Here is a 12255-nt window from a genome sequence, read left to right as displayed (position 1 = left end):
TTTTTGATTTAACAGCTAAACTTCATGCTTGCTTTGATATACAAAAAGAACAGTCTTTTATTGTAGACTGCTCTTCTTAGCTATATTCTTTTTCCATAAAATCATACGGTGTTATATTTCCCATTCCTATCATGGGATCGGCTTGGAGAAGCTTTTCTTCGAGAGAAAGGGATTCCGAAAGAGAAGGTTCAGCTGCATCATCATGTTCTGTTCCATCATTAAACAGAATTGCATCTCTCAGCTTTTCAGACAGAGTGGTCAGACGTGCCTGTTCATCTGCACGTTCCACACCGATCTTTAATGCATCTTCTTCACCGCACATTATTAAAAACTGTCTGCTGCGGGTAATGGCGGTATAAAGGAGATTCCTTCTCAGCATCCTGTAATAGCTTTTAACTACAGGCATAATGACAATCGGAAATTCACTTCCCTGCGATTTATGGACAGAGCAGCAGTAAGCATGCGTAATCTGATTTAGATCCTGCCTTGTGTATGTAGCCTCCGCACCATCAAAGGATACGACAATCATATCCTGTTTTTCCGTATTTTCTTTCGCGTAAAAAATAGAAACAATTTCACCCATATCCCCATTAAAAACATTATTTTCAGGCTGGTTGACAAGCTGAAGAACCTTATCTCCAATCCTGTATTTCACATCCCCAAAGGACAGCTCTTTCCTTGTTCCATCGGGATTTGGGTTCAGTATTTCCTGCAGTATTTCGTTTAATCTGTCGATTCCCGCAGGGCCGCGGTACATTGGGGCAAGCACCTGTATATCTTTTGAAGAATATCCTTTCTTTTTGGCATTCAGAACAACCTTTTCAACTACATCCGCAATTTGGCCGGGCTGGCATTTGATAAAGGAACGATCCGGCTGCTGCGCAGTGATGTTCTGAGGAAGCTTGCCTTTTTTCATTTCATGGGCCAATTCAATAATGGAGGATCCTTCAGCCTGCCTGTATATATCTGTTAAACGGACAGTTGGAATACGCTCTGATCGCAAAAGATCCTTCAATACCTGGCCTGGACCCACGGAAGGCAGCTGATCCTCATCACCGACAAGGATCACCTGCATATTGTCAGGCAGAGCTTTAAAAAGCTGATTTGCAAGCCAGACATCTACCATTGATGTTTCATCAACAATTAATATCCTGCCATCCAATGGACTCTCCTCGTGCCGGTCAAATCCCTCAGATCCATTCCAGCCAAGAAGACGGTGAATGGTTACAGCAGGCAGCCCTGTTGATTCTGCCATCCGTTTTGCAGCCCTTCCTGTCGGGGCTGCCAGCAAAAAGGGAAAAGGCTCTTCCTTTTTATAATCTTTCGGTTCCAGGGAGCAGCCGTGAAGCTCTGCATATAATTCTACAATCCCTTTGATAACGGTTGTTTTCCCAGTCCCAGGCCCACCGGTCAATATCAGCATGGGAGACATAAGAGCTGTTTGAATGGCTTCCTTTTGAGTCGGCGCATATTGGACACCCAGACGCTCTTCCAAATTCCCAAGAGCTAAAAGAAATTCCGACTCAGGAAACTGTTCATCATACTGGGTCTGCTTTAGTATCCGTTTGATATTGGTTACTAGCCCTTTTTCGGAAAAATAAAGAGAAGGAAGGTATACTTTTTGGCCTTCAGCCTTGATCTTCCCTTCCTCTTCAAGCTTAATCAGTTCATTGGATATATCCCTGTATTCAATGACATCATGCTTATTTTCTTCAAGCAGCTTCTTCACACTCTGCAAAAGAGGTTTTGCTTCAATATAAACATGACCTGCCTGCATGCTCTCAGTTTCAAGTATATAGAGGCAGGCTGCTTTTATACGATCAGGATGATTGCCTGATATGCCGATTTGATATCCCAGTTCGTCTGCACGGCCAAAGCCGACTCCTTCTATATCCTCAACCAGTTTATAAGGATTGTTTTGAACGACATCAATTGTCATTTCTTTATACACCTGGTAAATTCTCATGGAAAGCTGAGGACCAAAACCATATTGATTAAGTGCAATCATGGCTTGCTCAAGGCCTTGGTGCTCCATTAGTGTGTCGTAAAGAGATTTAGCTTTTTCAGGTGACAGTTTGGGGACTTTATCGAGCAGGGATGGCTGATTAAGGATTCGCGTAATAGCATCTTCTCCAAGTGTCTCGACAATTTGCTCAGCGGTTTTCTTGCCAATCCCTTTAAATAATTCACTTGATAAATAATTGGCTACACCTTGTTTCGTCTGGGGAAGATCCTTCCTGTAATGGCTTGCATGGAATTGAATGCCAAACTTAGGGTGGTCTTTAAATTCACCATAAAAAATATAGGTTTCATGTTCATGCATTTTTGGCAGATAGCCGGTAATGACCGCTTCTTTTTCATCATACGAGTCATTCGTTTCATCAACCCGAATACGCAAAACCGTATATAAATTTTGCTCATTATGAAAGATAGTGACCAAATGTCTGCCTTTTATGAACTTTCCCTGTTCGGCAAAAAGATCCATGGAATCCTGTTTTTCCATTTCCATCCCCTCCCCCTATAAACATTAATTTAATTCGCTGCCGCCCTTTTCAATCAACTTTTTCCCATAGCCCGCAAGCATATGGCCCGGCTGAATTTCCAGTGCCTTATTTAAGTATAAAAGTGCCTTTTTTTCTTCTTCTTTAAATCCATATGCTACTCCGAGATTGTAGTAAGCATCTGCATGTTCTGGCTCAATTTCAATGCATTTTTTCATCTGCTGGATAGCTTCATCAATGTAATCCAGCTGTGCCAGACATAACCCATATTGGAAATGGGCTTCGGCATCATTTTCATTCAGTTCCGCACTGCGCTGCAAATAAGGCAATGCCAGTTTCCCCTGGTCTAGGGCTGTAAGGGACATGCCAAGCATGAAAAAATTATCAGCGGTTTCAAGGCCTTTTTGCAATGCAGTTTCAAACATCTGTTTAGCCTGGTCAAACTGCTGCAATTCATAATATAAATTTCCAGCACTGTAGTAAGCAGCACCTGCATTTTCATCAAGCCCTATCGCTTTCTCGTAGAACTTCAGCGCTTTTTCGTTTTCTCCTACAGCAGACAGCACATTTCCAAAGTTAATATATGAAACAGGATCTGAAGGATTCTCTTCAATTGCTTCCATAAAAACCTTCACTGCTTCCTCCCATTTTCCTTCTTGCATATATTGAATACCCAATTGGTTTTTATCCATTATTCATCACTCCATTCAAATCAAAGTATAGCATATTTGAATTCCTCATTTCCGCTGTACTCCATTTCCGTAATAAAACCCCGATCCTTTGATAAGAATCGGGGTCCAGGCTTTAATTAGCCGACATAATCCAGCTGCTTGCCATCCTTGAATATTTCATCAATTGTTCCGCCGCCAAGGCACTCGTCTCCATTATAAAAGACAACTGCCTGTCCAGGGGTAACAGCCCTGATTGGCTCTGCAAAAATAACTTTGACCCTGCCATCTCCAAGAGCTTGAACCTTAACCCTGCTGTCAGCCTGGCGATATCTGAACTTAGCCGTACATTCAAATTCCTGCGGCTGTTCTGAATTCGTCACCCAGCTGGTATTAACAGCAATAATGGAGTCTGAATACAGCAGTTCATTGTGGAATCCTTGTCCAACATACAAGACATTTCTCTTTAGGTCTTTACCGATTGCAAACCAGGGTTCACCTGCTCCGCCAATGCCCAGTCCATGCCGCTGTCCAATCGTATAATACATGAGGCCATCATGCTTGCCGACAACCTTCCCATCCATGGTTTCCATGTTTCCGGGCTGAGCCGGAAGGTAGTTTCCAAGGAACTCCTTGAAGTTGCGCTCACCAATAAAGCATATGCCTGTGCTGTCTTTCTTTGCGGCAGTTGCCAATCCGGCTTCCTTCGCCAGTTCACGGACTTTAGATTTTTCAATATCGCCGATCGGGAACATTACTTTTTCAAGCTGCTCCTGTGTTAACTGGTTCAGAAAATATGTTTGGTCCTTATTATCATCAAGACCTCTCAGCATTTTGTATTCGCCATCCCTGAATTCCACACGGGCATAGTGTCCTGTCGCCAGATAGTCGGCGCCAAGGCTCATAGCATGTTCAAGGAATGCCTTAAATTTAATTTCTTTATTGCACATAACATCCGGATTAGGTGTCCGTCCTGCCTTGTATTCTTCAAGGAAGTAGGTAAATACTTTATCCCAATATTGCTTTTCGAAATTGACCGCATAATATGGGATGCCGATTTGGTTGCACACCCTGATGACATCATTGTAATCCTCTGTAGCGGTACATACCCCGTTTTCGTCTGTATCATCCCAGTTTTTCATGAAGATGCCGATTACATCATATCCCTGTTCCTTTAATAGCAGGGCCGCCACAGAAGAATCAACGCCACCGGACATTCCAACCACTACCCGGGTATCCTTCGGATCTTTGTTCATCTATTTTCACCTCAAATCTTCAGAAATCACGCATAGAATTGCATGTTTCATATTCTGTCTATTTAACCAGCCGCTTCACGATATTGGCCGTTTGTTCTGCCGCTCTTTCAACTTGTTCTTTTGTATTAAAAAGTCCAAAACTGAAACGGATGGAATTTTGCAGTTTATCTGATCCCTTTCCAAACATGCTGACCAGCACATGGGATGGATCTATGGAGCCTGCAGTACAGGCCGACCCGCTTGATGCTGCTATTCCAGCCAAATCAAGGTTTACCAGCATGGCTTCAACATTTGTTCCGGGAAAACTTAAGTTTAAAACATGAGGAAGGGAATAATCAAGTGATCCGTTCAGTTCAAAAACAGCACCTTCCTGCTCCAGTTTATTCATGAACAGGATCTTAAAAGAATGCAGTTCTTCCCGCTTAGCTTCCATCTCCTTCTGAGCGATCCGGACAGCCTCCTGGAAGCCTGCAATAGAAGGAACATTTTCCGTTCCTGCCCTTCTCTTCCTTTCCTGTTCACCGCCAAAAAGACGTGAAGAAAGCTTTACATCAGAGTGGACATATAAAAAGCCGATGCCTTTTGGCCCATTAATTTTATGGGCGGACACGGAAAGCAAATCCACCTTCAATTCATGCACATCAATTTTTTCTAAACCATATGCCTGAACGGCATCGGTATGGAATACAGCAGGATGCTCTTTTAATAAATCCCCTATTTCCTTAATGGGCTGAAGGGTAGCTATTTCATTATTACCGTACATGATGGTTACTAGAATGGTATCCTCCCGTAAAGCTTTTTCTATGTCCTTTACCGAGACACGCCCAAATGGATCAACAGGCAGATACGTTACCTCAAAGCCCTGTTTTTCAAGCTCCTCACATGCATGCAACACTGCATGATGTTCAATCTGTGTTGTTATAATGTGTTTGCCCCTATGGCGGAGTGATTCAGCTGATCCAAAAATCGCATGATTATCAGCTTCTGTTCCACCGCTTGTAAAGATTATGTCATTGGCTTTTGCACCGATACTGTTTGCTAATGCGGATCTTGCTTCATCGACAATATGGCGTGAACTTCTCCCGAAATAATGAATACTTGAAGGATTTCCATATTCATATTTCATCACTTCAGTCATCCGTTCAATCACTTCCGGATGCATTGGAGAAGTTGCCGCATGGTCAAGATATATTCTTTCCATATTAGTTCACCTACTTCAATTCGTCATGCTGCTTGTCTTTCTACAGAATTATTCCCATATCAAGGACTATATATAAAACATATAAGCATCCGACTCTCCGCCGGTATCTGTATGGCTCGCTAGATCTTCAAGCGTTGTGTTATCAAGCACATCCTTTACAGCATCACGAATACGCATCCACAGCTCTCTCTTTGCAGGCTCCTCATCTTCAATTCCTTCCACCGGACTTATTGGTCCTTCCAGAACTCTGATGATGTCCCCAGCGGTAATTTTTGTCGGCTCTTTGCTTAAAACATATCCGCCGTATGCACCACGGATACTTTTAACAAGACCTGCATTCCGAAGCGGAGCAATAAGCTGCTCCAGATAGTGCTCTGAAAGGTCATTCGTCTGGGCAATCGACTTTAACGAAGTGGGGCCTTCCCCATGCTTTTTTGCTAACTCAATCATTATCGTTAAACCATAACGGCCTTTAGTAGAAATTTTCATCAGCTTGCACCTCTATCCTTTTCTCTAAGCATTTGATTCTCTTTAATATCCTTATATCTAAGCTTTGCCAAAAATCGATCAGTTAAAGCCTGGCACTGAGGCAAAGCTGCCCCGACAATTGATCCCACTGCCAAACTGAGCACAATGGTTCCCCAGAATACAGGGCCACCGAGCTGCCATCCAGCAGTCAGAACAGCAATTTCCATTAAAGCTCTGACGTTTCTGACTTTCCAGCCTGTTTTAGCTGTTAATGCAATCATCAGGCTGTCCCTCGGCCCTGCGCCAAGCTGAGCAGAAATATACATCCCCATTCCATAGCAATAAACCACTATGCCGAATCCAAACATCGCCAATTTCCCAGCCATTCCATTAGGAGTCTGCATAAATGGCAAAAGCAAATAGGCGTCAATAAAAAGGCCAATCAGTACCATGTTCAAAAAAGCACCGACTTGAGGGAGTTCCTTTGAAATAAGTGCTGCAGCAGCTAAAATGAATACTCCAACAATAATGGACCAGCTGCCTATCGTCAGGCCAAGCTGGTAGTATAGACCCACATGCAGAACATCCCAGGGGGTTGCCCCTAAATCAGCTGTAATTAACAGCACAATACCCAGGCTCATCACAAGCAGTCCTATTAAATAAACTAAGAACCTGGGACCGATTTGTCCTTTATTTTTCAGTAACATGTGCCCAACGCTCCCCGCAAGTCCTGCATAAGTATATAAAGTTTAAATCCTTAGTAAAGTTATAGACTTTTGACATTATAGCATATTTTAGGAGGAAAAGGGCGGACCGGGCTTGAACAGGACAATGCGGACCTTGGCTTAAATGATTTCACAGCAGGAAATGTTATGGTATCTTAATTAGAAAGCGAAAGATTTGCTGAAAATTGACAGGCAGACTGCAGGCTGCCAGGGAAAAGGCTGGAGTGATTACTTTGAATATTAAACCTCTTGCATTCCGGATGAGGCCGAGAACGATTGATGAAATCATCGGCCAGGAGCATCTTGTTTCAGAAGGAAAAATTATTTATCGCATGGTGCAGGCTAAGCAGCTATCATCGATGATTCTGTACGGGCCTCCAGGTATAGGCAAGACATCGATTGCAAGTGCCATTGCAGGAAGCACCAAATACGCTTTCCGCACGCTAAATGCGGTGTCCAATAATAAAAAAGACATGGAAGTGGTAGCAGCTGAGGCAAAAATGTCGGGAAAAGTCATTCTGCTTCTGGATGAAGTCCACAGGCTTGATAAAGGTAAACAGGATTTTTTGCTTCCCTATCTGGAAAACGGCAGCATCACTTTAATTGGCGCCACAACCAGCAACCCTTATCATGCAATAAATCCTGCCATCAGGAGCCGGTGTCAAATCTTCGAATTAAAGCCGCTGTCTGCAGATGAAATAAAAAAAACGCTCGTAAGAGCACTTCATGATAAAGAACGGGGCCTTGGCGATAAACAAACAGAAGTTACCGATGAAGCACTGACACATCTGGCAACTGCTTCAAACGGAGATGTCAGAAGCTCGCTTAACGCTTTGGAACTTGCTGCGCTTTCAACAAAAGAGGATGAAGAAGGCATCATTAAAATTGACTTATCTGTTGCCGAGGAATGCATTCAGCGCAAAAGCTTTACACACGATAAAGACGGAGATGCCCATTACGATGTATTGTCAGGATTTCAAAAGTCTATCCGCGGAAGCGACGTAAATGCTGCGCTGCACTATTTGGGAAGATTAATTGAAGCAGGCGATCTTCAGAGCATAAGCAGGAGACTTTTGGTTATCGCCTATGAAGATATCGGTCTGGCATCACCGCAAGCCGGACCCAGGACTCTTGCCGCTATCGAGACTGCGGAGAGAATTGGATTCCCTGAAGCAAGAATACCGCTTGCCAATGCCGTAATAGAGCTTTGTTTATCTCCAAAATCTAATTCTGCATACAAAGCCTTGGATTCTGCCATCGCAGATATTCGCGCTGGCAAAAGTGGTGAAGTTCCCGATCATTTAAAGGACGCGCATTACAAAGGAGCAAAAGAACTGGGAAGAGGCTTAGGCTATCTGTACCCTCACGACTATGAAACCGGCTGGGTCAAACAGCAGTACCTGCCTGACAGAATAAAAAACAAAGTATATTATCAGCCTAAGAAAACCGGCAAATTTGAACAGGCATTAGCATCAGTTTATGAAAAGCTCCTTAAATAGCAAGAGGTCCGGCATTAATGCCGGACCTCTACCTTTTTTACCGCTAAGCAGAAACATCCCTTTTATTAAATACATAAAATGCAAGGGCCTGGAAGAGCAGGAAGTAAACTACTATCATTATGATCGAAAATCCAAGCGTCATTTCCTGAACCATCGGCACTCCTTCAAAGTATTGAAGAAGATCTGTATTGGCAAAAAGGCTGTACTTTGCCCAATCATACTTCATGGCAATCAGCCTTGTGACCTGCCCCCCCATAAACATCAGAAACAGGGAAAGCCCGATTGCCAAAGAGCTATTCCTAAAAACAGCTGAAATCATAAAAGCCATGGTTGCAAGCATCAGCACATTAATCGATTTAAGACCATAATAAGATATCAGATGCAGTCCCATGCTTACTTCTTTCACTGTGCCCTTGTAATAATACAAATAAGGAATGGCCTTTTCAGGGAATCCAAAGAGGAGACTGCCCAAAATTGCGGAATATCCAAAGAGGACAGCCAGCACCAGCAGCCCGAATAAAATTACGGTAATGTACTTTGCTCCCAGAACCTTTATTCTTTTGATAGGCCTGATCAGAAGAAGTTTGATGGTTCCCCATGTAAACTCACTCGCCACGATTCCCCCGGCAATGATAATCGTAAACAGGCCTGCGAATTCTATCAGCTGAGAGGTATCCGATACGAATCCCCAGACAGAGTACTCCTGATTCGGTGAAATATCATTATTAATTCTGTATTCGTTAAGGGCAATCTCTCTTTGATACTGTTCCTTCATGTCTCTGGGAGCCATTTCTCCCATTTCTTCAAGCTGTTTTTGATAGCTTTCGTTTTGGGTCTGCAGTCCCCTTTTCCATTCTGTATTATCAGGGACTGTCCCTCCGCTTTCCTGATACTTTATAAAGGCGCCTGCAACAGTCGTCATCACTAAAAGAAGTCCGATCATGACGTATGTACCCGGCCGCCTGAAGATTTTCATCCATTCATTTTGAATCAATCCGAGCATGTTCGGCACCTCCCCTGTATTCAGTAACTTCCAGGAAGCGGTCTTCCAATGTTTTGGTTACTTCACGGACAGCAAATATCTTAATATCTTCCCGGACAAATTCCTTTATCATCTCCGGTATGCTGTCACGTACGAGTGGAAGGAACACTTTGCTTTCCGTGACCTGTATCGGCAATTCAGGGTATATATTTTTTAACAGTCTCTGCGCTTTATCAGGGGCATCCACTTCTACTTCATAGACCTTTTCTTTCCCCTGAACAAAGTCACTAATATGCTGAACATCAATCAATTTCCCGTTTTGAATGATGCCGATTCTATCACACATCATTTCCATTTCAGACAGTAAATGGCTGGATACAATGACAGCCATCCCTCTCTCTCTTGCAAGCAGCCTCAAGTGATCCCGAATCTCTCTTATGCCTGCAGGATCAAGTCCATTCGTAGGTTCATCCAGGATAAGAATTTGGGGATCATGCAAAAGGCATTGCGCAAGACCAAGACGCTGCCTCATGCCAAGCGAGTACGTTCTGACTTTATCATGTATCCTATCGGCAAGTCCTACAAGCTCAACTGTTTCATCAATCTTTTCTTTCGTTACACCTTTTGACATTCGTGCATAATGGACCAGGTTTTGGTAACCCGTCAAAAATTTATACATCTCCGGATTTTCTACAATGGCTCCAATATGGGAAACTGCCTTTTCAAAATCTGTTTTAATGCTGCTGCCAAGAACTTTAATGTCCCCAGAAGTAATACTGATTAAGCCAACCAGCATTCGAATAGTAGTGGTCTTACCTGCACCGTTAGGACCAAGAAATCCGAATACCTCTCCCTTTTTCACCTCAAAGCTGACAGAATCAATAATAGTCCTTCCATTTATCACTTTTGTAACATCCTGTATTTCTACAAGAGTATCCATTTTGGAATCCTCCTTTCATCCTTTAAAGTCCAGTACTTACAGACGTCTTTAAAGCAGGGATAGTTATTTGACTACACTATTTTACCCTTCTGCAGCTGAGAATGGAATATTTTCATCTATTCGGGTGACGATAATCCTAACAATTGTATTTCCCGAGGTGGTAATGAAATGAAGGAACGGAAAGACTTATGGAAGCCGGAAGAAGATCAATTACTCGAAGAAACAGTACTTGAATATACATCAAATGGAGATTCAAAAGCATCAGCCTTTAAGAAGGCAAGCAGTGAACTTGGCCGCACTGTTTCAGCATGCCGATACCGATGGAACACTGCCATATCCAAGAAAACAGATTTTGCAGCCCATGAAATTTCAAGCAATAATTCAGAAAGTCAAACCCATGAAACCTCTGGCACTATTCCCCCTGAAAATTTAACTCAGGTCATTCACTTCTTAAGAAATTTTGCGAAAACACAGCCTAAGTCAGTGCATTTGAAGGAAAACAAACGTCTGCATGAAGAGCAGAAGCACTTGAAACTTCAAAATGAGCAGTTAATTAGAAAGCTGAAGGAAAAAGAAGAGGAATATACTAATAAGCTTTTGCAATATGAGGAAATGGCAAGCATACTAAAAGAAGCAGACCAGCTTCTTAAGCAAGAGAGCGTTGAAGATAAAAGGGCTGTTCATTAAATGGAGTGTTTGTAATGCAAAAAAAAATGCACAAAGACCGGCCTGCAGAAGGCCGGTCTCTTTTCAATCATTTACCCGGGCAATCTTTATATCGCTTAAAAGTTCTCTAGTTACATAGCTGGCCATGATTAAACCTGCAACAGAAGGAACAAACGCATTTGAAGAAGGCGGCATTTTGGCCTTTCTGATTTCAGCATCATCTTTGCCAACTGTTTTTCGGACATCTTCCCGGATAACGATCGGGCTTTCATCGGAAAATACAACCGGTACCCCTTTTTTGATTCCTTCTTTTCTTAAACGCGTACGAATAACTTTAGCAATAGGGTCAGTATGAGTCTTGAAGATATCTGCGATCTGGAACCTGGTTGGATCCATTTTATTTGCAGCACCCATGCTTGAAATCATTGGAATACCTCTATTCAAGCATTCTTTCATAAGGTGAATTTTATACGAAATCGTATCGGAAGCATCCACTACAAAATCAAGTCCATAATCGAAGAATTGCTCATAGGTTTCTTCTGTATAAAACATTTTTAAAGCAATAACTTCACAATCTGGATTGATATCCATGATTCTTTCCTTCATTAAATCCACCTTCGGTTTCCCGACAGTGGATAATAATGCGATGACCTGTCTATTCACATTTGTAATATCAACATCGTCCTTATCAACCAGAACAAGGCGGCCTACACCGGAACGCGCCAATGCTTCCGCTGCAAAGGAACCAACTCCGCCGATGCCCAGTACTGCAACAGTGCTATTTTTCATTTTATCTAGGCCTTCTTTGCCAATAGCCAATTCATTTCTGGAAAATTGGTGAAGCATATATATCAACTCCATCAAAAATTTATTAATAATGCATGTATTACTTAATACCCGATAATGAATATATCATACTTGCATTTTAAAGCAAGTAGTTCTATAGGATTAATGAAACTTTAAAGAAGCTTTCTCCCAATAGTGTTAACTGTCCCATCATATTTAAACCTAATCGTTAATTTCAGCTTCAGATAGACCAGTTAGATCATAAAATATCAGCACAAAAAAACCATGCTTACCCAGCATGGTTTTTTAATACCGTATGTACTAAAGAGTCCCAATCGTGCCGTCGCTGTTGATGCCCTCGTTTTGAACCCGCACTCAGCAGGTGGGTGTCCTGTTTCCTGCGTTTGTAAGTCCCCATCCATGAGGCATTTACGCTGCTGGAAAACTCCGGACTCCCGAAGGAATAATGTTGGTCAAAATTTCAGGTTTTACAACGAACACATCAGGACTCTTTATTTATTGATATGATCATATCACACGATTTCGCCTTTTTCAAGCTGATG

Annotated in this window: 11 protein-coding genes and 1 other RNA gene; 2 read left to right on the top strand and 10 right to left on the bottom strand. The window is 42.4% G+C overall.

What is annotated here, in order from left to right; genetic code table 11:
• Positions 1–76: 76 nt before the first annotated feature.
• The 6 genes from recD2 to NSQ49_RS18390 all read right to left on the bottom strand — a co-directional run bounded on the left by recD2 (position 77) and on the right by NSQ49_RS18390 (position 6801).
• The gene (gene recD2, locus NSQ49_RS18415; protein WP_251283654.1) at positions 77–2503 is read right to left on the bottom strand and encodes an SF1B family DNA helicase RecD2; all 2427 of its coding nucleotides are present in this window, start codon (positions 2501–2503) and stop codon (positions 77–79) included.
• A gap of 24 nt (positions 2504–2527) precedes the next feature.
• On the bottom strand, positions 2528–3193 hold the full coding sequence (locus NSQ49_RS18410) for a tetratricopeptide repeat protein (protein ID WP_251283653.1): 666 nt from the start codon (positions 3191–3193) through the stop codon (positions 2528–2530).
• Between the two features lie 116 nt (positions 3194–3309).
• The gene (gene mnmA, locus NSQ49_RS18405; protein WP_251283652.1) at positions 3310–4425 is read right to left on the bottom strand and encodes a tRNA 2-thiouridine(34) synthase MnmA; all 1116 of its coding nucleotides are present in this window, start codon (positions 4423–4425) and stop codon (positions 3310–3312) included.
• A gap of 58 nt (positions 4426–4483) precedes the next feature.
• On the bottom strand, positions 4484–5626 hold the full coding sequence (locus NSQ49_RS18400) for a cysteine desulfurase family protein (RefSeq protein ID WP_251283651.1): 1143 nt from the start codon (positions 5624–5626) through the stop codon (positions 4484–4486).
• A gap of 66 nt (positions 5627–5692) precedes the next feature.
• Positions 5693–6115, bottom strand: a complete 423-nt coding sequence (gene cymR / locus NSQ49_RS18395; RefSeq protein WP_159863280.1) for a cysteine metabolism transcriptional regulator CymR — start codon at positions 6113–6115, stop codon at positions 5693–5695.
• Entirely contained in the window at positions 6115–6801 is a 687-nt protein-coding gene (locus NSQ49_RS18390) for a YczE/YyaS/YitT family protein (protein ID WP_251283650.1), read from the bottom strand. The genes cymR and NSQ49_RS18390 overlap by 1 nt, the downstream gene beginning before the upstream one ends.
• A gap of 251 nt (positions 6802–7052) precedes the next feature.
• Here NSQ49_RS18390 and NSQ49_RS18385 point away from each other — a divergent pair, with 251 nt between their 5' ends.
• On the top strand, positions 7053–8318 hold the full coding sequence (locus NSQ49_RS18385) for a replication-associated recombination protein A (RefSeq protein WP_159863282.1): 1266 nt from the start codon (positions 7053–7055) through the stop codon (positions 8316–8318).
• A 43-nt stretch (positions 8319–8361) separates the two neighbouring features.
• On the opposite strand, the gene NSQ49_RS18380 is transcribed toward NSQ49_RS18385, so the two are convergent.
• A complete protein-coding gene (locus NSQ49_RS18380; RefSeq protein WP_159863283.1) occupies positions 8362–9321 on the bottom strand; it encodes an ABC transporter permease in 960 nt (319 codons plus the stop codon).
• Positions 9299–10240, bottom strand: coding sequence for an ABC transporter ATP-binding protein (locus NSQ49_RS18375; protein WP_251283649.1), 942 nt, complete (start codon positions 10238–10240; stop codon positions 9299–9301). The genes NSQ49_RS18380 and NSQ49_RS18375 overlap by 23 nt, the downstream gene beginning before the upstream one ends.
• A 168-nt stretch (positions 10241–10408) precedes the next feature.
• On the opposite strand from NSQ49_RS18375, the gene NSQ49_RS18370 reads away from it, so the two are divergent.
• Entirely contained in the window at positions 10409–10927 is a 519-nt protein-coding gene (locus tag NSQ49_RS18370) for a Myb-like DNA-binding domain-containing protein (RefSeq protein WP_159863284.1), read from the top strand.
• A gap of 63 nt (positions 10928–10990) precedes the next feature.
• Here the strand turns inward: NSQ49_RS18370 and NSQ49_RS18365 are convergent, their stop codons facing one another.
• Together NSQ49_RS18365 and ssrS are read right to left on the bottom strand one after the other, a co-directional pair.
• Entirely contained in the window at positions 10991–11752 is a 762-nt protein-coding gene (locus NSQ49_RS18365; protein ID WP_159863285.1) for a tRNA threonylcarbamoyladenosine dehydratase, read from the bottom strand.
• 264 nt (positions 11753–12016) lie between these two features.
• Positions 12017–12204: non-coding RNA, 6S RNA (ssrS, locus tag NSQ49_RS18360), on the bottom strand.
• Positions 12205–12255: the final 51 nt, after the last annotated feature.

Source organism: Cytobacillus sp. FSL R5-0377, from assembly GCF_038004385.1.
In the GTDB taxonomy this organism is placed as follows: domain Bacteria; phylum Bacillota; class Bacilli; order Bacillales; family Cytobacillaceae; genus Cytobacillus.
This window is presented reverse-complemented; position numbering and strand designations above follow the sequence as displayed.

Excerpts from the sequence above, each read along its gene's own strand:
- cymR (WP_159863280.1), bottom strand. The coding sequence starts at position 6,115 with ATGAAAATTTCTACTAAAGGCCGTTATGGTTTAACGATAATGATTGAG.
- NSQ49_RS18365 (WP_159863285.1), bottom strand. The coding sequence starts at position 11,752 with ATGCTTCACCAATTTTCCAGAAATGAATTGGCTATTGGCAAAGAAGGC.
- NSQ49_RS18390 (WP_251283650.1), bottom strand. The coding sequence starts at position 6,801 with ATGTTACTGAAAAATAAAGGACAAATCGGTCCCAGGTTCTTAGTTTAT.
- NSQ49_RS18410 (WP_251283653.1), bottom strand. The coding sequence starts at position 3,193 with ATGGATAAAAACCAATTGGGTATTCAATATATGCAAGAAGGAAAATGG.
- NSQ49_RS18375 (WP_251283649.1), bottom strand. The coding sequence starts at position 10,240 with ATGGATACTCTTGTAGAAATACAGGATGTTACAAAAGTGATAAATGGA.
- recD2 (WP_251283654.1), bottom strand. The coding sequence starts at position 2,503 with ATGGAAAAACAGGATTCCATGGATCTTTTTGCCGAACAGGGAAAGTTC.
- NSQ49_RS18400 (WP_251283651.1), bottom strand. The coding sequence starts at position 5,626 with ATGGAAAGAATATATCTTGACCATGCGGCAACTTCTCCAATGCATCCG.
- NSQ49_RS18370 (WP_159863284.1), top strand. The coding sequence starts at position 10,409 with ATGAAGGAACGGAAAGACTTATGGAAGCCGGAAGAAGATCAATTACTC.
- mnmA (WP_251283652.1), bottom strand. The coding sequence starts at position 4,425 with ATGAACAAAGATCCGAAGGATACCCGGGTAGTGGTTGGAATGTCCGGT.
- NSQ49_RS18380 (WP_159863283.1), bottom strand. The coding sequence starts at position 9,321 with ATGCTCGGATTGATTCAAAATGAATGGATGAAAATCTTCAGGCGGCCG.